Genomic DNA, 22,945 nt, shown 5'->3' with positions numbered 1-22,945 from the left:
ATTCAGGAAAATATAGTTGTATTTAAAAATTTAAAAGAATTGACCCACATAATTCTGGTTATCTCTATAGCTTTTATAACAAATTCCATTTCATTTGTAATACTAACAGAAAATACATTGTTTTTTTATATTTATTTTGCATTCACAAGTTTATTAGAAATTGGATTAGTTGATAATTTTATCCTGGTAGGGCATTTAAGCAAGAAGAAACTTAATCCAAAATTATATATAAAAAAAGCACACAAAATCAATATTTACATTTTTTTATCATTAATAATATATTTTGTTGTGTATGTATATGTTGTACTCCATTTTTTCCTGTTTAAATGATTCAAATTAGGTATCTATAATCGATTTTCCAGTATTTTAAATCCAGATTACTACATTTTTCTATATTATTCATAAATCCATAAACTCAAAAACTTCCAATTTATAAAAGAAGCAGTCTGTATTAGTTTCATAACATAAAATTATACAATATCAATATTTTAAAATACTATTTAGTAAATAAGGGTTTATGAAACCAAATGATGGTATATTACTCAGGATAGCTGAGGCAAATGCAACCGATCCCGGCATGGCCAGGGTTAGGCTTGATGAAATTTCCAGATTAGATCTTGACGTTGAAATAGGCGACGTTGTCGCTATTGAAAAGGTACGGTCTACTGTGGGGAGAGTATTCAGATCCAGGCCAGAGGACGAAAACAAGGGCATTGTTAGAATAGATAGTGTAATGAGAAATAACTGCGGCGCTTCTATCGGAGACAAGGTAAAGGTAAAAAAGGTAGAAGTTGAGGAAGCAAAGAAAGTGGTACTCGCACCCATAATAAGAAAAGACCAGAAATTAAGGTTCGGGGAAGGCATAGATGATTTTGTCCAGAAAGCCCTTATAAGGAGGCCTTTGATAGAACAGGATAGCATAAGCGTCCCTGGATTAACATTAGCAGGGCACACAGGTTTGCTATTTAAGGTAATCAAAACAATTCCAAGCAAGATACCGGTGGAAGTCAGTGAAGAAACACGTGTTGAAATCAGGGAAGATCCAGCTTCTGAAGTCCTTGAAGAAGTGACAAAGGTAAGTTATGAGGATATAGGGGGCCTTTCTGACCAGCTAGGCAAAATAAGGGAAATAATTGAGCTTCCACTGAAACACCCGGAGCTTTTTGAAAGGCTGGGCATAACACCGCCCAAGGGAGTCCTGCTTAATGGTCCACCAGGTACCGGGAAAACCCTTATAGCAAAGGCTGTTGCAAACGAAAGTGGTGCAAATTTCTTTGCTATCAATGGCCCTGAAATTATGAGCAAGTATTATGGGCAGAGTGAACAGAAACTCCGTGAGATATTCCAGAAGGCAGACGAATCCGAGCCATCTATAATATTCATAGATGAAATAGATTCCATAGCCCCGAAAAGGGAAGATGTGCAGGGCGAAGTAGAAAGGAGAGTGGTAGCCCAGCTTCTTACCCTGATGGATGGATTGAAGGACAGAGGTCATGTTATAGTTATCGGCGCAACAAACAGGTTAGACGCTGTTGACCCTGCTCTTAGAAGGCCAGGAAGGTTTGACCGTGAAATTGTTATCGGAGTTCCTGATAAAAAGGGCAGAATGGAAATCCTTACAATACACACCAGGGGAATGCCCCTTGGCATGGATGATGAGAAGGAAAGTGAATTCTTCAGCAGAATAGCAGACATTACATACGGTTTTGTTGGGGCAGATCTGGCGGCTTTAACAAGGGAATCTGCTATGAATGCACTCAGGAGGTATTTGCCTGAAATTGATCTGGATAAGCCAATACCCACTGAGGTACTGGAGAAAATGATTGTTACAGAGGACGATTTCATGGAAGCACTCAAAACAATTGAACCCAGCAGCCTCAGGGAAGTAACAGTCGAAGTTCCAAATATAAAATGGAACGATATTGGTGGACTCGAAGCCCTGAAATCAGAACTCCGTGAAGCTGTGGAACTGCCACTTTTAAATCCAGACGTATTTAGCAGGCTGGGAATCAGGGCACCAAAAGGATTCTTGCTTTATGGCCCACCAGGTACCGGAAAAACCCTGCTTGCCAAGGCAGTGGCTAATGAAAGCAACGCCAATTTTATCTCCGTGAAAGGCCCGGAAGTTCTCTCCAAGTGGGTTGGTGATAGTGAAAAGGCTGTCCGTGAAATATTCAAGAAGGCAAAACAGGTATCACCTGCAATCATATTTATGGATGAAATAGATTCAATTGCACCCAGAAGGGGGACATCCATGGATTCAGGGGTTACAGAACGTATTGTTAACCAGCTGTTGACTTCGATGGATGGCATTGAGGTACTGAAAGGGGTGGTGGTTATAGCCGCTACAAACAGGCCTGATATAATTGACCCTGCATTGCTAAGGGCAGGTAGATTTGATAAAATCATATACATACCGCCGCCTGAAGAGGAAGGCCGTTTAAAGATACTGGAAGTCCACACAAGGAAAATGCCCCTTGCGAAAGATGTTGATCTCAAGGATATTGCCAGAAAAACTGACGGATACGTTGGGGCTGACCTGGAAAATCTCTGCAGGGAAGCCGGAATGATGGCATACCGTAACAACCCTGAAGCAACCGAGGTCAATCAGGATGCATTTATAAAAGCCATGAAAACTATACGCCCATCCATAGACAAGAACGTTACTAAGTTCTATAGCGACCTTGCAGCGACTATGGGAAGGGATATAAGCGAGAAGAAGAAAACAGAGGATCTGGGCTTATACCAGTAATCAATTTTTTATAAATATATAACTATCAACATCTATTTTTTTATCTGAATTTTCCCTTAAGTATATTTTATCCTGCTTTCTGAATGCAAGAACGATACGGTTTTCCTTTTCCATATTGCTTATAAATTCACGGTATGTGTTGCTGGCATATTTTTTATCTATATCTTCCTCGGAAATGCTATTGGACATTAAGAGGTCATTGATAAACTCCGGAATTCCCGGAATCATTATGGAAGAATAGATAAGCATTGATGATACATCGCCTTTTATTATTATATCATCCATAAAACTTGATGCGTGTTCACGGCTGTCGGGGTTCAAAATTTCACCTATAATTCTAATTTCCGGGTTAAGTTTCCTTATTATCATTGCAGATAATATGCTTTCAGCATCCATTGCCATCTGTTCCTTATCCTCGGACCTTGAAAAAATTATTACCGATGAGGCCTTTTTTATTCCTGCCCTTATAAGATCATTTTCCCGGAGAAAACTGCCTTTAATGTACGTGTATTCATTATCGCCTTTAACCTCATTTTCATTGAGTATAACAATGTCAATGCCATCATATTTTATTTTATCAAGCACTTTTTTTGTACTTTCATTATAGTTGCATAGCACTATGTGTTTCTTTTCAGCAGCCATTCTCTCACCTAATTTTGAAGATAATCTGATATCTATTAACATGCTTGTCAATCCTGCCATCAGATAACCCAGTGAACCTATCCCGATTACCATTATAAGCATGCCATTTGCTCTCCCTGCAAGGCCATAAACAGGAGTGTCCCCATATCCAACAGTCGTTATTGTCTGCATTGTCCACCAGAGGCTTGAAAATAAAGAATGAATTCCACTGGAAACAATCGAATCCTCAATAAAAAACTCACTGAATACAGAATATACTATCACCGCTATTGTTAGAATAGAAGCTTTTATCACATGATTTCTGGAGTATTTCCTGAATTTTTTGAAAAAGAGGAAAAACGGATTCACTATCTTTTATGGTAATTGAATATTTATTTTTTTAGACAATCGATGTGCTATATATCACTTTGATGGCATATATGATTTATAAAGCATAGAAATAAAGGATTTATAGAAAATTTCCACCGGAGCAATGGCATGCAAATAGTATATAGAAAATAACCGGATGGATATAATTTCCATCACAATAATTGCTGTGTTTTCTGGCACTTCATATGTTTAACTGGTTTTCGGGAACATACCTTAATATTCCTGCCAATCCCCCAAATGCTGTTTTTAATAACCTTCCCTCATCGCTATCTTCTGAAACCATTTCTACCTTCGTTCCTGATTCCTCCGCCATTTTATAGAGGTCTTCTATGAAATCATCCTCCTTTTCGAAGTTCATAGGGGTGTTATCATTGTCGCATACTGGTTCTTCAGTTGGCTCATCCGTGAATGTTTTCTCCGCACCACATACAGGGCATTTATAAAAATATTTTATTTTTCTTATACTATCTGATACTATCAGCAATTCGATATTTTTCATTTTCAAAGCATTGATTATTGAAGCTTCACCATATACGCCAAGCCCACCATCAGATTTTTTTATTTCCCTGAGAAACCTGTTTATAATGTCCTTTTCCCGTGTTATCCTCATATCCTTTATTGATTCAGATGCCTTTTCTACCAGTTCCCTTAATCCTGACTCATCTGTGTATCCTATATCAAATAGATCCTTTATCTTATCTTTTATTTCATTCCTCAGATAATCTTTCTCTATAAAATACTCCTTTGTTGCTCCAGGGCCGCCAACAAATATGGTTATTACATCCTTTATAACCGGCATAAATGTACTGTTTGCTATATCCCCTATCTTTTTAAAAAACTCATTTGCGGCAATTTCTATAAGCCTTTCGAACCTTCGCGATGACTGTCCACCCTGTCGGTGCTTGCTTGGAACCAGTGAATATTCATAGTCAACAACATCTATTTTTGTCCCTCGAAGGAAACCGATAGTTGCCTCTTTTCTGTCTATTACTATAAGCCCGTATAATTCCTTTTCTTTCAACTGGTCTGTTAGCTGCTCCAGATGGAAGCTCGAATCACACTTATATAAAAAGGTCTGTATAGCCTGTGGAGGTTCTATTATCTTTGTATACATCTCTGTCTGGTCACCTCGCGTTGCGACATGGCCGACAAAAAACACAAGCCCGTGTTCAGGTGGCTGTTTATAATATTTTAGCCTGGACATTATAGACTCAATAGCCCCCAGAACATTTTTTCTGGTTGTTTTTGATTTAATGTTTGAAGAAGTGGAAAACTCCTCCCTTAAATACTGTACCACATCAGAAATCTGTTTGTCTGGCGGGATGTAAAGTGATATTAATTCTGTTCCACGGCCATGTAATTTAGACAGCTCTTCCATGGCTTTTTTAAATTCATAGCGTTTATAATCTTCATCATCCATTATAGAAAATTTTATAATAATATTTAACCTTAATGAAATCAAATGAATAGTGTAGTTATATCACTGGGTGGATCAATAATATCAAAGGAAAGGCTCAATCTTAAATTAATGGAAGAATTTTCAGAAACAATGAAATCTATTTCCACATACGACAAATTCGGCATTGTGGTGGGTGGTGGAAAGCTTGCCAGGACATATATATCTGACCTGAAGAAATACAATGTTAACGATAATATACTGGATGAAATCGGAATAAACGCTACCAGGATAAATGCCCTGGCGATGACAACATTCTTTGATGACGTAAACTCTAAAATTCCCACAAATATCAACGACGCTGCTGAAATGCTCCATAATTACAGGTATGTTGTAATGGGTGGCACAGAGCCTGGACATACTACAGATACTGTATCAACACTTCTTGCAGAAAGAATCGGCTCAAAAGTACTTATAAATGCAACATCTGTTGATGGCGTTTACTCATCTGACCCGAAAATCGATAATGATGCAAAGAAATTCTCAAAACTTTCCTATAATGAGGCTATTTCATTATCCATTAAAAATTCTACCGGTGCAGGAACAAATGTGTTTATGGACATAACATCATTAACAATAGCAAAAAGGGCTGGAATAAAAATATTTGTTATAAACGGGTTTGATTTAAATGAATATAAAAATATATTGTATAATGAAAAATGTGGTGGTACAGTAATTTCCTGATTATCCACGTATTTCTTTGTTGGATATCACATAGGTAAGTACCAGCATAAAGACAGTCAATGCCAGCAATCCCATCATGTAAAGAAGTACTGTGTGGGCTTCACTCGCACTTAATGTACCGTTTATTATCACCATTCTTATGGACTGTGCGGACCATGATACGGGGTTATACCTGGCAACATTTTCCAACCAGCCAGCCATAAGGTCAGGTGGAAACATTGCGAAACTGGCAAACATAAGTGGCAGGTTTATCAGATTTACTATTCCAAATACGGACTCCATTTTTGTTGTCCTGACTGCTATGATGCTGAACAGGGATGAAAATATAAACGATATCATCAATACTGCTGAAACAAGCACTACAGCATCCATAGCTGTAAACCCATGTTCAATTTTCAACCCATCCGGTATCAGGAAGGCAACGACGAATAGTATTACAATCTGGACAAGTATTCTTGCCACCGATGAGAGGATCCTGGAAAATACTATAGATGCCCTATTTATGGGTGCTATAAGGAACCTCTGCAGTATTCCAAGCCTTCTGTCCCATATTATGTTAATTCCTGAGAACATACCCGTAAACAGCCCTATAATTGTCAATATTCCTCCCATAAGATATGTTATATAGTTTGGCGCCCCCTCAAAGAACGCAGAACTTGCAGGCCCACCAAATTTTGCAATATCAAAGGCACTGCCGAACAGCACAATCCAGAATATAGGCTGAATCACACCAACCACAGCGGATATAGGGTTCCTGTACCATCTTTTCAGATCCCTTATAGTTAAAGGTATCAAGCCACCCATTTTATCTCCTCCCCATCATTAATTTTGCATAATCGGTGTTTCCCGCTTCAGAATTTATATTTCTTCCGGTATACTCGATAAATACCTCATCAAGTGACGGTTTGCGTATGCTTATAGCTTCTGGAGAAATTTCATTTTCCCCCAGGAACTTCATAAGCTTTGGCAGCACTTCATCTGAATTGTTTACCTTCATCCTCACATCTCCCGTTTCCATACGTTTTATTTCAAGTGATTCCGGGAATTTTTCCAGTTTGCTGTATTCATCATCATTTTTTACTTTTAATGTTATAATATCACCCTTAAGGCTCTTCTTTAACTCATCTGATGTACCCGAAATTATTATTTTTCCATGGTCTATTATGGATAATTCATTTGCAAGTGCGTCCACCTCATCCAGATAATGGGATGTCAATATTATGGTTATATGGAATTCTTTCTGTACCGACCGGATATATTTCCAGAGGTTTTCCCTTGTGGTAACATCCAGCCCCAGTGTGGGTTCGTCCAGAAATAATACCTCTGGTGTATTCATTAATCCACATGCAAGTTCGAGCCTTTTTCTCATGCCGCCAGAATAATTCTCAGCATGCCTGTCCCGAACATCATATAAATCAACCATATGGAGAAGAACATCTATTCTTTCAAGGGCCTCTTTTTTCGGTATGCCGTATAAATCTGCAATCAATTTAAGGTTCTCCCTCCCGCTTAGGTCTCCATCCGTTGTAAGATCCTGTGGCACCACACCGGTAATCTTTCTTATTTTCATTGAGTCCTTTGTTAAATCTAATCCGGCAATTTTAGCTGTACCGGATGTTGGAGTCAGGCTGCCTGTAAGCATTTTAATTAATGTTGATTTTCCTGCCCCGTTTTGCCCGAGCAGGCCGTATATCTGCCCTGATCCTATTTTCAAGCTGACGTTATCGACAGCAGTAACTTTTCCGTTAAATATCTTTGTCAATTTGTCTATTTCTATGCTATAATCCATATTATTCACTCCTTATTTTTAATTTTTCTTGAAATTTCGCCTATCTCTTCTATAATAGTTTCCTGATTTTCCCTTATATAGCTTTTGTCTGATTCCTTTATTGTGGAAATCAAATCACGTACAGCCTTTCTTAGATTTCTGAAGAATAGTTTATTATCCATAAAATTCGATATAAGCTTTTCATAGTTTTCCCGGTTGTTTGACCTGTATTTTTTTCCTTCTTCTGTTATTATATATCCATCCATAGTTTTTTTTATATACCCGGCTTTTAATAACCTGTCTATTGCTGGATATATCATACCTGTGCTGGGTTTATACTCAATATCAAATTTTCCCACTATGCCTTTTATGATTCTGTAAGGTTTTTTAGGGCTTTCTGAAACCTGTTCAAGTATAAGCATATCAGATAAATGGTATCTCATGAATCTATAATATTGAAAGTGTATATATATGTATCTTTTTAGAAAAAGATATTACTTAATAAAAAGCAGCTCTCTTTCTTTATGTGAAAGCAAATCGATTTTCTCTTCCATCTGTGATACAAAGGAATCTCTCACTTCACTGCTTCTGGAGCCAAGCAACCTCATAGCATTCCCTATTGCAACATGATACCCATAAAAAATTTTAATTCCATTATACTCCCGGTGAAGCAGTTCCCTTATTGTTCTGGATTGCATAACCCCTCCTATGGATCCCACCGCCACCGGCTTTTCAAAATTTTTTTTCATACCATCTATCATTAATTTTATCTCGTTAAAAGCCATGTAAAGCACATTCTCTGAAATCTTATCGCCCTTTTCAGCCTCTGTGTCGACATCCATTGCCAGTGAAGCCATGACTCTTTTATTAAAATGCGCTTCCAGATCGGCAACAAGGTCACGGAGCGGAAGTTTGAAATGTTCCTGCAATTTCTCAATAAGTGATGTTTTTCCTATAATGCCATCATAGCTTTTTTCAGCCATTTCTATTCCATTCCTTGCAATCCAGTAACCGGAAGCAACATCATCCGTAAGGTAACTCCATCCGCCAATCCTGTTAACTTTCCCATCTTTAATATAAGCTCCAACGGAACCGGTGCCCAGTGCAGTAACTATTCCATCATCGCCCATTGTAACAAGGTATACTGCAGCCTCTCCATCATTTGTTATTACAGCTTTTCCATCGGATATGGCTTCAATAGACTTTACAATTGATTTAATCTCCTCTGTGTATGCAATAGAATCGCCATATCCAGCTATTCCATAAATAGAACCGGTGATGGAAACGCTTCCAGCCATCTTTTCAGCATTTTTAATAGCTTTTAAAATATTTTTTCTTGAAGTTGATGCTGTAACACTGCGGACATTGCTCGGGCCGGCAACTCCAAATCCAGCAAGTCTGTAATTCTTCTCATCCACTATTATGGCGGCAGTTTTTGTTCCTCCACCATCTACTGAAAGTATCATACGTCCATGAGCAAATAGCATTTAAAAAGATTTTGTATTATCACATAATTTACGAAATTAGTAGAAATAATACGAAAATTTTATTTATTAAATGAGCATATAGAACACTATGCCTTTAAAAGTTGGAATACTGGATTCAACACTCAGGGAGGGTGAACAAACTCCCGGGGTGCTTTTCAATAAAAATCAGCGAATAGAAATTGCGCAACTTCTATCAGATGCACATGTTGCAATGATTGAAGCAGGTCACCCACTGGTCTCGCCTGATATTTACTCTGCTATAAAAGAAATAATGGATATGAAAGCTTCCGGGATGATCAATTCAGAGATAATTGCACACAGCCGTGCCGTCAATTCTGATATCGATTCTGCAGCCTCACTTGGCGTTGATAGGATAGCAATATTCTATGGAGTAAGCGATATACATCTTGATAACAAAACACACAGGAGCCGCACAGAGGCACTGGATATAATATATGATTCAATAAGTTATGCTTCCTCGACAGGGATACCCGTAAGATTTACCGCAGAGGATGCTTCAAGGACAGATATAAACTTTTTAAGGAATGTGGTAAGGACAGCCGTGGATGCAGGGGCAGACAGGGTTTCAATAGCAGATACTCTTGGAATACTGACCCCGGAGAAAACGGCATATATATTCAATAATTTAAGTGATATAAAAGGTGTTGAATACGATTTCCACGGGCACAATGACATGGGAATGGCACTTGCAAATGGACTGGCTGCTGCAGAATCCGGCGCTACCATCATACATTCCACTGTTAACGGCCTGGGTGAAAGGGTTGGAATAATCCCGACACAGGCTCTTGGTGTGCTGTTGAATTACCATTTAGGTGTGGATGCCATAAACCTTCTTTCACTTAAACCTCTTTCTGAACTTATTGAAAAATACAGTGGAATTACAATGCCACCTAATTATCCGGTAACCGGATCCACTGCCTTTACACATAAATCGGGGGTGCATGTAGACGGAATAATAAGAAATCCAGGAACATATGAGTTCATGGATCCTTCAAGGCTTGGCTTGCAGCATTCTTTCACCATAGACAAATATTCAGGAAAACACGCACTGCGTGAAAAGCTGGCAAATATGGGAATCAACGCAGATGATAATAAAATATCATATATGCTGGAGAAAATTAAGAATAATAATATGGTTTACAGTGAGGATGACCTGAAAGAAATAGCAAATTCAGACAATCAAAGACATTATGTAAAGTGAAAGCAGTGTAAAAAACAGTACAGGCACAGCAAGGATAAACCCCGTTTTCATATAATAGGAGAAGGAAATCTTTATGGAATTTTTCCTTTCAAGGGTATATAGCCATAGAAGTGTGGCAAGTGACCCTATAGGCGTAAATTTCGGCCCTATGTCATTGCCTATTATATTGGCATACATAAGCAATCCGGGATGTGCTATCCCCGATATTGCTATATCGCCTATCATGACCGATGGCATATTGTTCATGAATGCCGCATTCATGGCAAAGAAGAACCCTGTTGTAATTATGGGGAATGGGCCAGGGAGCGAGGAAAAGTAATTCAATATAACAATGTATATAGAATCGAGCCCATTGCTGCTTACGCCGAATACTATTATGTACATTCCAAGTGAAAACAAAACAACCTGCCACGGGGCAATTTTTATAACATGGTTTGCATCTATTCTCCCGCCAAGTCTGGCAACAATATAAAATATCAGGGCAAAAGGCATCGCAATAAAGGAAATTGGGACTCCTATGAACCCTGATAGAAAGTAAAGAACCATAAGGAGTACTGTGGCTGGAAATGCCATCAGGAATATTCTTCTATCTTTTATGAACGAAGAAGGTTTTACTGCAGGGTCAGTGTGAAAATCATCCCTTATATTTTTGCGATAGTATATATACAGCACAAACAGGCTGGAGACCACAGATACTATGTCCGGGATGATCATAATTTCAGTATACCTTGAAAACGTTATATGGAAATATCCAGCAGTTACAAGGTTAACAAGGTTGCTGACAATAAAGGGTATGCTGGCAGTATCTGCAATAAAACCTGTTGCCATAATAAACGGGAGTATCCTGTTTTTTGAGAAATTTGACCTGTAAAGGATTGCATAGACTATAGGAGTAAGTATAAGCGCGGTACCATCATTTGCAAAAATTGCGGATATACCGGAACCCAGGAGAATTATAAGCATAAATAATTTCTTTCCATTTCCCTTTGAATACAGTGCCATTTTATAGGCAATAAACTCAAAAAATCCTGCTTCATCCAGTATCAGTGAGATTATAATAACAGAGATAAATGTAAAAGTGGCATTCCAGACTATATCCCATACTGTTATTATATCATGCAAAGTTGAAATTCCCAGGATAATGGTAACAACTGCACCTGCCAGTGCAGAGTATCCAATGCCTATATTTTTCGGCTTTTTAAGTACAAGTACCAGCGTGATGGCGAATATGAGAAGTGCCAGGTAAAATAATAATGTCATTTGTCGTTGTTATCGCATTCTACACAATTGCATGCTAAATCTAATTTATTTCCTGCATTTTCAGTAATACGGAGAACATCGTCCAGTAATGTGTCGGATATGGAGTATATAATATTCTTCCCGGACTTCCTGCTTATGGCCAGCCCATTTTCCCTGAGCTCTTTTAATTTATGGGATACTAATGGTTGTTCAATATTAAGCGCGTTGACAATATCAGACACAGGCATATCTTTTTCAGATAATAATTTCATAATATGCAGCCTTATTTCGTCTGATAGCATTTTATATATGTTAACATCCCTGATTTTTTCCATCTGGCAAGATATTAAATGTATATATAAATAATATTTCATATGTAATTATTTACATAAGAATTAAATATGTTAATTCCATATAAAAGAATGAAACTGCTGGTATTATCTGACATACACGGAAATTTTGATGCCCTACAATCGGTATATAATAAAGAACAATATGATAAAATGATATTTTTAGGCGATGCTGTGGATTATGGCCCGGAGCCGGACAGGGTTCTGGATTTCCTCAAGGCCAATAGCGACATAAATATACTTGGAAATCATGATAATGCAGTGCTCACCGGTTCATCCTGCAACTGTTCCTTCGATATGCTTGAACTCAGTGATTACACAAGGGACAATATAAGCATGAAATTACTGGATAAAAATGATATGGCTCTTCTCAAAACATTTAAATTAAATACTGACACTGAAATAGATGGAAAGAAATTCTATATGGCACACGCGTCGCCATACAACAACCTTGATGGATACCTGTTTGCCAACGAAGCTGAGAAGGTTTTCAGGGACAAGCCATTTTTTGATAACCATGATTATATACTCATAGGGCACACACATTTTATGATGGTTTACCGCAATAAAATAATCAATCCGGGAAGCGTTGGCCAGCCAAGGGATTTCACCGGCAAGCCATCATATGCAGTTATAGACACGGAAACAATGTCAATTTCATTTAAAAGGGTCACATATGACGCTGAAAGTATGCTGGAGAAGCTAAAAACATCGATTCCCGACAGGGATATATATGAAAAGTTGAGGAAATATTATGTATGAGGAAGAGAAAACCAACTAATAGGGATGCTATAATAGGCAAGCTAAACAGAGCTATCCATGGTTTATAAGATTTTACATAATAAAAGGAAACTATTTCGGAAGTTTCTACATCATCTGAATGGATAGATGAACAATCTGGTACGGATATATTCCCTAAAAGGTAATAGATTTAAAATTTATAATAATATTTTTATTCCGTTTTTATCAGGAATTATGGAATTTTAATTGAAAGTGTATTATTTGATAATTAATCCCATGGAAATAGCATTCAAATTCATATAATTTTGATGAGATTGCAGATGATCAGGTATAAATACTGGAAACTAATATAAAGATTGACCGGTAAATTATTAAATAATAAATTATTTATTAATATTGTTACTGAAATATATATATATTTATGTATTAATATCATTATGAATAGGAAAAGGGTAATAATAGGTGTAACAATGGCACTAATTTTTGTTTTTACGGCTTTTTCACCTGCGATAAGCAATAACACAAACATTGCATCATCCGTGCCGGAGATAGCTAGCATCAGTAATAGCATCAATAAAATACCTGTATTTAATATAAAGCCTGCCGGAAAAGCATACGATTTTAATAATAACGGTGTAACATTTTCAGGCAATGATCCTTATATTAAATTAAATAACCAGTATTACCCATCACAATGGATCATATCAAATAATACAAATAGCCAGAAATTAAACATTATAGATAATAAAAAAATAGTTAGTAAATTTCAAAATTCTGCGGTGGAAATATTAAAAGATAAATCTATAAAAGTAGCGTATATTTATTTATTCTATAATAACAGTGTGCATGCAGATATAACGATTAAAAATTTAAAAAATACAACAGGCAATTATACAGTGCAATTCAATTTAATGTTGCCGTCCAGTAATATAATGGAAAATAACCATAATATAAATAATGAATTCAGTAATGTTTACGCAAACAACAAATATATTAATTTAATCAATATAAAAAATCCATACAATAGCTTATCATTCAACAATGTAATGATAAATCCTTCGGCTTCATTTCCTTTACACACAACAATAATGAAAGATAATAGTTATGCTGTTCTAAACATGGCATATAATGTAATATTAACAAAAAATGAAACATATACCATAGACCCTGTAATAGAAACCTATGGGGGTTCTAATGTTGTCACTTATGGCACTATAACAACAGGCATAAGTACGGGCGCATGCCTGTTTAATTCAAATGGTAAGGAAATTGGCGTAATAACAGAAACGGCACAAACTGGAAGTACTTTGTATGCCGATTCTACAAAAGCTTATGTAGAAATAGATACCACATTCAGCCCAACATCATCTTCATATGATGTCAATTGCATAGAACAAAAAATCGTTGATAGTAATGGGGGGAATAGTAATTTTGTGGAAAGGAATTATTATAGTGCTCTTCAATATCATGAAGAACAATCTTGCCCAAAAATACAAAGTGCTATAAATGCGGCATTTTTCTTCCTTAATTCCATATTGGCTATTGAAGGAATATCGATCCCAAATCTGTCATCATTGTTCTCATCAAGTAGTGATGTTTCCGCCGGAGATGTGACCAATGGATATCAAATCACAGCAAACGGCGGTACAACTACATCAGCAAAAGCCGGTGTTTACTGGAATCCAATAACACTTAGTTACTGGACTTATCTGTATGGATTCATACCCGAATACCATACATATGATGTACATGAATTTGGAGACTGCTTAGAATTTCATTTTCAACAGCCATACGGAACACACACTAATCCCTATACAGACCCAATGACCTATACAAGCACATTTACAATAACTAACAGTGATATGAAACCAGTAGAATTTGAAAACCAGCAATATAAAGCACAGATAAGTGAAAACTTTGATCTTGAACAGTATTCAAGCACGTGATAAATATGAGAAAATCTACAATTAAATATTTAGTAATATTAATCGTAATTATTATAATTATATCATTTACAGGTTACAATTTTGAAACAGAGCCAAAAACAAATATAAAAACAACAATAGATCAGAAACAGCTAAAAAATTGCATAGCTAAGAATATAACTTATGAATTAAAATACGTTAATTTAACATATGGAAAATCTAAAGTAGAATATGTTATTGAATACTGGTATATACCACAGATATATACAACAGGCGAGAGTGGTTATATAGGCAATATACAGGTATACAAACTCAATCAAACACTAAATTTTCCATTAACATCAACGGCCATTGAAATAAAAAATATTAATCTTAAGTTAAATAATTTTCCAGGGTTATTCAACAAGCCAGCAGCTTACACATGGAATAATAAAACCATTGAATGGAGTTTATGCACTGTGTTTCATTCTTCAGACAATAATTCAATATACGTTTCATTTAATATAGTGCCGGTATACAATGTCTGGATATACCATTTCACTGGAAAACCAATTACTTTCAATTATAATTATACTTTAGAATCCAGGCCCTCCCTGTATAACAACACAGTATCACAAGTTGGTACCCACCTCTGAGAATACCGGAACCCCCTATATTTAATTTAACTTTCATTTCCCCGGGCTCGCCGGTTTTCTGCGAACCTGTTAATAGATTTTAAGGCCGTTATCTCCCATAACACTGCATATTTAGTGATATCACAATTAATAAAAACCACAGGAAAATTGGTAATATTGAAATAATAAAACATGAAATTTAGAATAACATATTCCACAGAAAATGATGAGTTAAGGTTTAAATATATTCCCTACGTTTTCAATAGAGAAGTAAATTGCATTGCACCACATGAATATTAGGGACAGGTATCCTGCCAACCAGCCAATAGGCCCGCTTTAATTTCTTTGTAAAAAGAAAGACGGCAAGTATAAGCCTCACTGCTTGACCTTAAAGTAGTTAGCAATCAACATTAGATGATTTAATTATTTTATTGATTTTAGATCGAAAAATTCCTGATAAATGCCACTACTCCAATCATATCGCCATATACATATCAGAACGTTTTTAAACTGTTAGATGGATTTATAAATGTGATATTAATAATGGTGGATGAATTATGGTACCAGAGCCGGGCTAGTTCACACTGCCAGGGCATTATATGCCCTTAACTGGATGGACATGGCTCCAGCACTGGAATACATAAAAACAGATATGAACCTCACTGTTGTTGAGCTTGGAACACTTGTAACCGCATTTTATGTGGGAATTGCAGTATTCCAGGTTCTGGGTGGCTACCTTTCATCATATATAGGCGATAAGACAACATCGCTTATCGGGCTGCTCTTTGTATCTATTTTTGCAATAACATCAGGGCTTTCGGTAAACTTTACCGAGTTAATAGTCTCAAGATTCTTTGCAGGCCTATCGGCTGCGCTCTTCTTCTCTCCGGCTTTAAGCCTTCTTGCATCCATTGTACCGGAAAACAAATACGCGTTCCATATAGGAATTTATAACGGCGCATTCAATGTGGGCGGTGGAGTAGGAATTATAGGCTGGGCAATCCTTGACCAGTATATGGGATACAGAATCCCCTTTATAATAGCAGGCGTTCTCACACTTGCATTATTTTTTGTCCTGGTTTTTCTATTCAGGAATATAGAAAACATAAAAACAAACAAATCCGATATATTTGCCAGCTTTAAGAAAGTATTCTCAAACAGGATAATTATTCTGGTAGCTTTTATAGGAATAGCAGCAATGGTGGCCGAAACCATACTGGGCCAATTTTTTGTGTATTACCTGGAATCCATCAAGTATAGTATAGACCTGGCTGGCAGCATATCTTCATTATACCTTCTTATCGGCTTCTTAGGCGGAGTTCTTGGGGGATACCATTTTTCAAGGACTAAATACAAGATCGGGACGTTCCTGGCAATAAATATCGTACTTTCCCTACTCCTGATTTTGATCGGTTTTGTTCATTATTACATATTTATTATAATTATAGCTATTGCAATGGGCATGATTACCGTATACGGGATGTCCATAACATATACCCTTGTAAGGTATCTAGCCAGGAGGGACCTGGTATCCCTCACACTTTCCTTTGTAAATACCCTGCAACTTCTGGTAGCGGTTGCAGTCCCTATCATTTTTACAATAATTGTATCACAGTATAATTATGAGCTTGCATGGGTATCCATGGGCATACTGGGATTAATATTTGTGCCTTTAATATTCCTGGCAAAGGGCAACCTGATAAAGGTTGTGCCATCATAATGGCGGGCCGAGCAAACCTTTATTTTTCAATATATTTATTATTCCACCATTATCAATTATTTCCATGAGAAATGCAGGCAATGGTTTGAACTTCATTACTTTTCCTGTTTCTTTATCCATAACAGTATTGCTGCTAAAGTCAATGGCAACAATATTACCCTCCTTTACAATTCCTGAAATTCCATGCACTTCAAGCGAAGGCAATCCAGAGTTAACAGAATTTCTCAGAAATAACCCATTTAATGATTCCGCAAGAACACAGCTTATGCCAAGATTCTTTATATTGTCGGCTGCGGGCCTGCTTGAACCGGTGCCAAAATTTTTCCCTGCAATAATTATGTCGCTGTTGCGGACTGAAGAAGCCCAGCCCGGGCGGTTCGCCTCCATGGCATGATGGGGTTTTTCTTTCTCTGGTAATGTATAACATATCTGTGGATACATCAAATCAGTATTGATATCATCTCCAAAGATCCATGCTTTTCCTTCTATTTTATTCATTGAAACCACCTGAAATATACCCATTTATAGCAGAAATAGCCACAGACCTAGCGGATGCAAGGTATATCCTGGCACCACCGGCACCCATTCTTCCCTTGAAGTTCCGTGTTGTAGAACTCAAAACAGTATCCCCATTTCCTACAACACCCATATGCCCACCCAGGCATGCACCGCATGTGGGATTGGTAACCATAGCATTTGATTTTATTATTGTATCTATATACCCGAGCTTTAAAGCCTCCTCATATATTTCCTTTGATGCCGGAGTCACTATGAATCTTACATTATCATTAATTTTTTTATTCTTTACTGCTTCCGCAACATCCCGTAAATCCGAGAGGCGCCCATTGGCACATGAACCGACCACAGCCACATCTATTTCTACTTTCCCGATTTCTGATACCGGTTTAACATTATTAATAATCCTGTCAGGCAATGCAACCATTGGCTCTATTTTTCCCATATCTATGTTTACTTCATTTACATATTCTGCATCCCTATCCGGTGCGGCCGGTCTATAATTGCCATATCCACGTTCAACCATATATTGCCTCAATACTTTATCCTCCGGAAACACAGCAAATTCGGCACTTACTTCAGCACACATTGTTGATATGGAGCTTCTCTGGTCTATGTTCAGGGAATATATGCCATTTCCTAAAAATTCAATATTTTTGTTAGGCACATCGCCGATCACAGACGCCATATAAAAAAACACATCTTTTGCTGAAGTGCCTAACCTCATGCTGTTTTCCAGATTCACCTTCAGTGTTTCCCCCAGGAGAAACCATGTTTTGCCTGTAGCTATAATGTTCATGATCTCCGGGGTTCCCAGCCCCCTTCCAAGGGTATTGAAAGCGCCTGTTGCTATTGTATGGGAATCAGTATTGGCTATTAAGCTTCCAGGCCTGAACCAGCCTTTTTCCCCTCCAAGCACATGTGAAATGCCTCCTCTGCCAACATCATAAAAATCCGTTATGCCCCATCTGTTGACCAGTTTCCTGAGCCTGTTCACCCTGTTTGCAATTTCTATGCCGGGAGCTGGAACATAATGGTCAAACACCAGTGAGATTTTTTCAGGATTAAATGGTTTTACCGGAGGATTCTCAATGAATTCAGGGTGAAGAGCAGCCATGTCTACAATTATTGTCCTATCAACGTTCACCGTTACTATATCTCCGGGCGAAATATTATTTACCGGCTCTGCTGAATGGTTGAAAAGAATTTTTTCTACAATATTCATTTTCACTTTATATTGACTTATTATAAATTTATTACTATTATAGTATAGAAAATACGAATTACGCAAATTGTATATAAATTTATGTAATATTATTTATTAACTCTTAATTTACCGTTTCATCATTTATTTTTTCAACCTGCGATTTCATTGTTTGTAGAGAACCAGATAAACGGGTATTCCCCGTAATCGAATTGTTACCTGTCTCATAATTCTCGAGCAAATATTATATGCTATATTTTTTAATATAGAAGTAGTTTATGCAAACCATTACTAATAAACAGGATACAATACACCATGTTTAATTTGTAGTTATGATATATAAATAATAATATAATGAATAACGTATAAATATTAATCTCGAATTTCGTAGTATATGTTAAATTTACACATAAATAATATTGGGATATCGGGAAAAGAATTCAATAAAATTCTGCCAATATTTTCTTATTCTGTAGCTACATTCTTTTTGATGGATTTCGCATTTTTCATCAATGATATAGTAAATACATTGCATTTCACCTATATTGAATCATTTATTCTTCTTGGAATTCCATTTATTGGAAGGATGGTAACCCCATTTGTGTATTCCTATGTTGGAAAAATAGGAGTTCCCAGGCTGGCATTGCTTGCAATAACCTCAATGGCAATAATATCATTTATAATGGGGTATGAAACAACATTCATTGAACTCTTTGCTAGCCGGTTTATAATAGGCATATTTTTTGGATTGGCCACTTCAGCAGCTATAGAAGTCTCATCAATTACAGGAGATAGAAAAATTATAGGGCTTACAATGGGAGGCTGGGCTATAGGATGGTTGATGGGCGCCATATTCTTCATGATTTTAGGGTCATGGGAACTGGTTTCTATTGCAGGCATAGTATTTGCACCGGCGTTGCTGTTTTCCAGAAAACACAATGTTATATCTCCAATGTTGAAAAAGTTCCATTTTGATTTTTCAATCAAGGTATTCCTTGTATTCTTACTGGGATTCACTCCTGCTTATGTTCTTGAAGTAGTTCCCTCTTACCTGGGCCCATCATCCTTTACGGAATCTATAATTGCATATTCTATTGCTGTATTTGCATATCTGCTCCTGCCTGCCCTTATAATCCGTTTTTCCCTGAAGAAAACATTGTTTTCATCCCTGATAATAGTTGCAATTAGCGGAATTATATTTTTCGCTACAACGAACATTGTGTTTGCTGTGCTCTTTACTGCTTTTGGCCTGGGTGTTAATTCACTTCTGCCCATAATAAGCAGAAATATGGATATAGATGCAAATAAGATCGGCCCCAGCATGAATTTCTCGGCAGTGGCAGGTTTTATATTTCCTGTTGTCCTGACAATCGGCAATGAAGCGCTCAACTCAGCCATAGCCGTTTTTGTTGCGGCTATTTTCCTTTTATTATTCTATTCTATCGAATTCGGGAAACACGGTTCGGGGTCTAAGAGCATAAAGAAATTATTTTCCATCCATTGAAGTTTACAGGATATTTTATTATAATAATTTTACTTCATTTCATAATTTTTATTTTTCTTCCATATCAAAAGTATGCTACAAAAAAATTGCAGGCGATATATAATAAATATTGAAGTGATAATAGAAACAATGAAATAGAACGCATTTATGATATTTTATATCGTAAACATATGCCATGATATAGCACCGTGTATATCTGGCTAATAGCAGCATAGCTCCATTTTAGCCGGTAGGAACGTTACAGTTTTATGTTGTCTATGTTGTAAGGATCATCAGCGGCATATGGGTTTTTTGGCTTTTCCTTTTTAATTGCACCGTATATCATTACAATAAATCCTATTATTCCGATAAGTACTCCACCAACTGCCAGACCAGCCATGGTATCAAATTGCCCTCCTGTTATATAGCCGTATGTAGGTGCAGTGGATGTTGTATTATTAGCATAAACATAATTATAGGTACCGGCAGGCAATCCTAAAAATAGCTCTATCCCATCGGATGAATCTGTTACCTTTTCTTCGTGGGATTTAAGTGCCGTTAAATTGGTAACCATTGACAGATTGGAATTTGTTACCAGCCCGGAATCTCCCACACTGCCCTCAATAAGAACAAGATACCCTGTTTTAATATGGATTGGATTTGAAACATTTAATGCAGTTGTTGCATTGTATGTATAATGTGAATTTGATACACTGTTAAAAGAACTCTCAAAATACTCAGTCCCCCCGGCCGCCATTGCTATGCCTAATATGATCATAACAATTCCTATTGCCAGTATCTTTTTATTCATAAGACATGAAGGATATATATTTATATAACACTTTTGGCAATATATGATATTCAGGATAACTGGAATTATGGCTATCAATTCTGGTAGATTTAATATAGGTTAAACTTTAATTACTGATAGCAATTAATGTGTTATGAAAAAAGACGTAAATGAATACCTGAATAATATTATAAATTCCGCTCCTTCTGAAGAAATGTATTTTGAAGCTATCCGTGACATTTTCAAGGACCTGGTTAAGGAATATATAAGGAAGAAAATTAACGAGGACGAAGACCTCAAAAAGCAGATAAGTGAGGTAATAGAAGAATTTATGGAGGCTAAAATAAAGGAATACGATTCCCTGGCAAAAATGGCAAAGGTTACAGCCAAAATCGGCCTAGTCAGTGCCCCTAATGGAATAAAACAGGAAGCACTGAACGATTTTATGAACACCTTCAAAAAGGAAATAGAAGAAATAATTAAAAGTACCCTATGATTCTTTAAAATCCTTTATAATCTGTGTTTTTGAATTTAGATCAAATAACGTCATTATAGAGGGATTGGGGGAAAAATTCATCATTTTCTGGTAATCTGTCTGGGACTGCCATGTTGATGCATTGATATAGCGCACTCCACGATAGCTTCCCTGTGAGAATGAATGTATATGCCCGGTAATGAAAATATCCGGCACCTGATCAATTACATGGTAATCTCTTTTTGAAGGTATTATGGGTGTTTTTCCACCATATACTGGAGCCAGGTGCCTTCTTTTTAATAGTTCTTCTATTGAAGACCCTACGCTTGCATAACTGGCTCCAGGAACCAGCTCTATCATATCGTTGAGCGACATGCCATGGTAAACCAGGACATTTTTATTTTCAAGAACCAAATTGTATGGATTTGGTAGCAATGTTACATTGTCATTAAAGAAATTCTTTATTTTCTGTGAAAATACCGGTTGTGGCTCTGCAAGCCTGACAATATCATGGTTTCCAGGCATAATAAATACATTCACGTCATCCGGAACCATATTTACATATTCTGCGAGTTTTTCGTATTGCTCATATGGATTCAATATCTCCAGGTCTTTATCCTGCCCGGGATATACTCCAATTCCATCCACAACATCGCCGCTAAGTATCAGATATTTGAGCTTTGACGCCTCTTCTTCAGATGCTTTTATCCAGGAAATCATTTTCATAAAATCGTTTTGCCTGAAGGTCTTGCTACCCACATGTATGTCTGATAATGATGCCACAAAAACAGGGTCTTTTTTCTGTTCATCTATTAATTTATAAGGTATGTCCGGCCGTATAATTTCATCAGCAAACAGAACCGGGTCCTTGCCTGTATTGCTTACAGACCCTATGACCCCCAGTACTTCATCCTCAAGTATCAGTTCATTGTTCAATCCCTTACCTTTTAAAAGGAAAACGTTGATGTTATCATCAAGGTCTTCAAGCAATAGCCTTTTATGGCCGTTTTTAGTTGTACTTACCTCGGAAACCATGCCAACAATTTTTACCTTGCCCTGGGCCTTTTTTGCGCTTTTGATGGTGTATGTTCCCCTCATTTCAGATGATTGCACTATTATTTTCTTAAGCCTTTCATAGCGGTCCATAAACATTTCCCGGAAATCTTCAACAGAGCTATGGGCTTTTATGTCCGGTATATATACCTCGAAATCCATTTTCTTGCGCTGTGGGCTTCTTATTAATTTTATCACATCGTTTTCGGTAAGAAAGCCTGTGTCAAGTACTTCCTGCGTGACCATTTTAGGCAATAGCTCCCCCATGCTGGAATCCAGTATCACATCAAGTGCTTTCTTTGTCACCATGATGCCTTTCGACTGGAAATACACCAGCACTTCTTTGCGATTCTCTATCAGGTCCATTACATCAATAATACATCTTTGCTATAATTTTTATTGTTTTTATAATTTCAATGTATGTACTAACAGAAAATAATGTTGAATTATAAATA

Annotated in this window: 20 protein-coding genes and 1 pseudogene; 9 read left to right on the top strand and 12 right to left on the bottom strand. The window is 36.9% G+C overall.

What is annotated here, in order from left to right:
* Positions 1–517 precede the first annotated feature (517 nt).
* Complete coding sequence (locus tag FACI_RS04540; RefSeq protein ID WP_009886954.1) at positions 518–2,752, top strand: CDC48 family AAA ATPase; 2,235 nt, start codon at positions 518–520, stop codon at positions 2,750–2,752.
* Here the strand turns inward: FACI_RS04540 and FACI_RS04535 are convergent, their stop codons facing one another.
* Positions 2,753–3,742 carry a potassium channel family protein gene (locus tag FACI_RS04535; protein WP_009886953.1) on the bottom strand — a complete coding sequence of 330 codons (990 nt, stop codon included), beginning with the start codon at positions 3,740–3,742 and terminating at the stop codon, positions 2,753–2,755.
* A 202-nt stretch (positions 3,743–3,944) separates the two neighbouring features.
* A complete protein-coding gene (gene prf1, locus FACI_RS04530; RefSeq protein WP_019841537.1) occupies positions 3,945–5,183 on the bottom strand; it encodes a peptide chain release factor aRF-1 in 1,239 nt (412 codons plus the stop codon).
* A gap of 42 nt (positions 5,184–5,225) precedes the next feature.
* Here prf1 and pyrH point away from each other — a divergent pair, with 42 nt between their 5' ends.
* Positions 5,226–5,903 carry a UMP kinase gene (pyrH, locus tag FACI_RS04525; protein WP_009886950.1) on the top strand — a complete coding sequence of 226 codons (678 nt, stop codon included), beginning with the start codon at positions 5,226–5,228 and terminating at the stop codon, positions 5,901–5,903.
* Here the strand turns inward: pyrH and FACI_RS04520 are convergent, their stop codons facing one another.
* From FACI_RS04520 to FACI_RS04505, 4 genes are read right to left on the bottom strand one after another with little or no spacing between them, the layout of a single operon-like run.
* On the bottom strand, positions 5,904–6,707 hold the full coding sequence (locus tag FACI_RS04520) for an ABC transporter permease (protein ID WP_009886949.1): 804 nt from the start codon (positions 6,705–6,707) through the stop codon (positions 5,904–5,906).
* A 1-nt stretch (position 6,708) separates the two neighbouring features.
* The gene (locus tag FACI_RS04515; RefSeq protein ID WP_009886948.1) at positions 6,709–7,692 is read right to left on the bottom strand and encodes a daunorubicin resistance protein DrrA family ABC transporter ATP-binding protein; all 984 of its coding nucleotides are present in this window, start codon (positions 7,690–7,692) and stop codon (positions 6,709–6,711) included.
* A gap of 5 nt (positions 7,693–7,697) precedes the next feature.
* Positions 7,698–8,114: a PadR family transcriptional regulator gene (locus tag FACI_RS09775; RefSeq protein ID WP_009886947.1), complete on the bottom strand. Its 417-nt coding sequence runs from the start codon at positions 8,112–8,114 to the stop codon at positions 7,698–7,700.
* A 51-nt stretch (positions 8,115–8,165) separates the two neighbouring features.
* The gene (locus tag FACI_RS04505; RefSeq protein ID WP_009886946.1) at positions 8,166–9,137 is read right to left on the bottom strand and encodes a BadF/BadG/BcrA/BcrD ATPase family protein; all 972 of its coding nucleotides are present in this window, start codon (positions 9,135–9,137) and stop codon (positions 8,166–8,168) included.
* A 109-nt stretch (positions 9,138–9,246) separates the two neighbouring features.
* Between FACI_RS04505 and lysS the strand changes: the two are divergent.
* Positions 9,247–10,317 (top strand): annotated as a pseudogene (gene lysS / locus FACI_RS04500) (homocitrate synthase); the annotation flags it as partial.
* Between the two features lie 33 nt (positions 10,318–10,350).
* Here the strand turns inward: lysS and FACI_RS04495 are convergent.
* Positions 10,351–11,640, bottom strand: a complete 1,290-nt coding sequence (locus FACI_RS04495) for an arsenic transporter (protein WP_009886944.1) — start codon at positions 11,638–11,640, stop codon at positions 10,351–10,353.
* On the bottom strand, positions 11,637–11,954 hold the full coding sequence (locus tag FACI_RS04490) for an ArsR/SmtB family transcription factor (protein WP_009886943.1): 318 nt from the start codon (positions 11,952–11,954) through the stop codon (positions 11,637–11,639). The genes FACI_RS04495 and FACI_RS04490 overlap by 4 nt, the downstream gene beginning before the upstream one ends.
* Positions 11,955–12,041: 87 nt before the next feature.
* Here FACI_RS04490 and FACI_RS04485 point away from each other — a divergent pair, with 87 nt between their 5' ends.
* The 4 genes from FACI_RS04485 (at position 12,042) to FACI_RS04470 (ending at position 16,969) form a co-directional block, all read left to right on the top strand.
* Positions 12,042–12,731, top strand: coding sequence for a metallophosphoesterase family protein (locus tag FACI_RS04485; RefSeq protein WP_048074048.1), 690 nt, complete (start codon positions 12,042–12,044; stop codon positions 12,729–12,731).
* A gap of 416 nt (positions 12,732–13,147) precedes the next feature.
* A complete protein-coding gene (locus FACI_RS04480; RefSeq protein WP_009886941.1) occupies positions 13,148–14,656 on the top strand; it encodes a hypothetical protein in 1,509 nt (502 codons plus the stop codon).
* A gap of 5 nt (positions 14,657–14,661) precedes the next feature.
* On the top strand, positions 14,662–15,270 hold the full coding sequence (locus tag FACI_RS04475; protein WP_019841529.1) for a hypothetical protein: 609 nt from the start codon (positions 14,662–14,664) through the stop codon (positions 15,268–15,270).
* A gap of 529 nt (positions 15,271–15,799) precedes the next feature.
* Positions 15,800–16,969 carry an MFS transporter gene (locus FACI_RS04470; RefSeq protein WP_009886939.1) on the top strand — a complete coding sequence of 390 codons (1,170 nt, stop codon included), beginning with the start codon at positions 15,800–15,802 and terminating at the stop codon, positions 16,967–16,969.
* On the opposite strand, the gene FACI_RS04465 is transcribed toward FACI_RS04470, so the two are convergent.
* Together FACI_RS04465 and FACI_RS04460 are read right to left on the bottom strand one after the other, a co-directional pair.
* Entirely contained in the window at positions 16,964–17,467 is a 504-nt protein-coding gene (locus FACI_RS04465; RefSeq protein WP_009886938.1) for a LeuD/DmdB family oxidoreductase small subunit, read from the bottom strand. The two genes, FACI_RS04470 and FACI_RS04465, sit on opposite strands and share 6 nt — an antisense overlap.
* Positions 17,460–18,710, bottom strand: coding sequence for a 3-isopropylmalate dehydratase large subunit (locus tag FACI_RS04460; protein ID WP_009886937.1), 1,251 nt, complete (start codon positions 18,708–18,710; stop codon positions 17,460–17,462). The genes FACI_RS04465 and FACI_RS04460 overlap by 8 nt, the downstream gene beginning before the upstream one ends.
* 373 nt (positions 18,711–19,083) lie before the next feature.
* On the opposite strand from FACI_RS04460, the gene FACI_RS04455 reads away from it, so the two are divergent.
* Positions 19,084–20,193: an MFS transporter gene (locus tag FACI_RS04455; protein WP_009886936.1), complete on the top strand. Its 1,110-nt coding sequence runs from the start codon at positions 19,084–19,086 to the stop codon at positions 20,191–20,193.
* A gap of 238 nt (positions 20,194–20,431) precedes the next feature.
* Here the strand turns inward: FACI_RS04455 and FACI_RS04450 are convergent, their stop codons facing one another.
* Positions 20,432–20,983: a hypothetical protein gene (locus FACI_RS04450; protein WP_009886935.1), complete on the bottom strand. Its 552-nt coding sequence runs from the start codon at positions 20,981–20,983 to the stop codon at positions 20,432–20,434.
* A gap of 133 nt (positions 20,984–21,116) precedes the next feature.
* Between FACI_RS04450 and FACI_RS04445 the strand changes: the two genes are divergently transcribed.
* A complete protein-coding gene (locus tag FACI_RS04445; RefSeq protein WP_009886934.1) occupies positions 21,117–21,458 on the top strand; it encodes a hypothetical protein in 342 nt (113 codons plus the stop codon).
* Here FACI_RS04445 and FACI_RS04440 read toward each other — a convergent pair.
* Positions 21,453–22,856, bottom strand: coding sequence for a DNA-directed DNA polymerase II small subunit (locus tag FACI_RS04440; RefSeq protein WP_009886933.1), 1,404 nt, complete (start codon positions 22,854–22,856; stop codon positions 21,453–21,455). The genes FACI_RS04445 and FACI_RS04440 overlap by 6 nt on opposite strands.
* Positions 22,857–22,945: the final 89 nt, after the last annotated feature.

Origin of the sequence: Ferroplasma acidarmanus Fer1 (genome assembly GCF_000152265.2) — an archaeon.
In the GTDB taxonomy this organism is placed as follows: Archaea; Thermoplasmatota; Thermoplasmata; order Thermoplasmatales; family Thermoplasmataceae; genus Ferroplasma; species Ferroplasma acidiphilum.
This window is presented reverse-complemented; position numbering and strand designations above follow the sequence as displayed.

What these genes read in the sequence shown, in the direction of transcription:
- FACI_RS04480 (WP_009886941.1), top strand. Translation starts at nt 13,148, where the DNA reads ATGAATAGGAAAAGGGTAATAATAGGTGTAACAATGGCACTAATTTTT.
- FACI_RS04495 (WP_009886944.1), bottom strand. Translation starts at nt 11,640, where the DNA reads ATGACATTATTATTTTACCTGGCACTTCTCATATTCGCCATCACGCTG.
- FACI_RS04440 (WP_009886933.1), bottom strand. Translation starts at nt 22,856, where the DNA reads ATGGACCTGATAGAGAATCGCAAAGAAGTGCTGGTGTATTTCCAGTCG.
- FACI_RS04520 (WP_009886949.1), bottom strand. Translation starts at nt 6,707, where the DNA reads ATGGGTGGCTTGATACCTTTAACTATAAGGGATCTGAAAAGATGGTAC.
- FACI_RS04475 (WP_019841529.1), top strand. Translation starts at nt 14,662, where the DNA reads ATGAGAAAATCTACAATTAAATATTTAGTAATATTAATCGTAATTATT.
- FACI_RS04445 (WP_009886934.1), top strand. Translation starts at nt 21,117, where the DNA reads ATGAAAAAAGACGTAAATGAATACCTGAATAATATTATAAATTCCGCT.
- FACI_RS04460 (WP_009886937.1), bottom strand. Translation starts at nt 18,710, where the DNA reads ATGAATATTGTAGAAAAAATTCTTTTCAACCATTCAGCAGAGCCGGTA.
- FACI_RS04465 (WP_009886938.1), bottom strand. Translation starts at nt 17,467, where the DNA reads ATGAATAAAATAGAAGGAAAAGCATGGATCTTTGGAGATGATATCAAT.
- FACI_RS04540 (WP_009886954.1), top strand. Translation starts at nt 518, where the DNA reads ATGAAACCAAATGATGGTATATTACTCAGGATAGCTGAGGCAAATGCA.
- FACI_RS04470 (WP_009886939.1), top strand. Translation starts at nt 15,800, where the DNA reads ATGAATTATGGTACCAGAGCCGGGCTAGTTCACACTGCCAGGGCATTA.
- FACI_RS04455 (WP_009886936.1), top strand. Translation starts at nt 19,084, where the DNA reads ATGTTAAATTTACACATAAATAATATTGGGATATCGGGAAAAGAATTC.
- prf1 (WP_019841537.1), bottom strand. Translation starts at nt 5,183, where the DNA reads ATGGATGATGAAGATTATAAACGCTATGAATTTAAAAAAGCCATGGAA.
- FACI_RS04515 (WP_009886948.1), bottom strand. Translation starts at nt 7,692, where the DNA reads ATGGATTATAGCATAGAAATAGACAAATTGACAAAGATATTTAACGGA.
- FACI_RS04485 (WP_048074048.1), top strand. Translation starts at nt 12,042, where the DNA reads ATGAAACTGCTGGTATTATCTGACATACACGGAAATTTTGATGCCCTA.
- FACI_RS09775 (WP_009886947.1), bottom strand. Translation starts at nt 8,114, where the DNA reads ATGAGATACCATTTATCTGATATGCTTATACTTGAACAGGTTTCAGAA.
- FACI_RS04490 (WP_009886943.1), bottom strand. Translation starts at nt 11,954, where the DNA reads ATGGAAAAAATCAGGGATGTTAACATATATAAAATGCTATCAGACGAA.
- pyrH (WP_009886950.1), top strand. Translation starts at nt 5,226, where the DNA reads ATGAATAGTGTAGTTATATCACTGGGTGGATCAATAATATCAAAGGAA.
- FACI_RS04505 (WP_009886946.1), bottom strand. Translation starts at nt 9,137, where the DNA reads ATGATACTTTCAGTAGATGGTGGAGGAACAAAAACTGCCGCCATAATA.
- FACI_RS04450 (WP_009886935.1), bottom strand. Translation starts at nt 20,983, where the DNA reads ATGAATAAAAAGATACTGGCAATAGGAATTGTTATGATCATATTAGGC.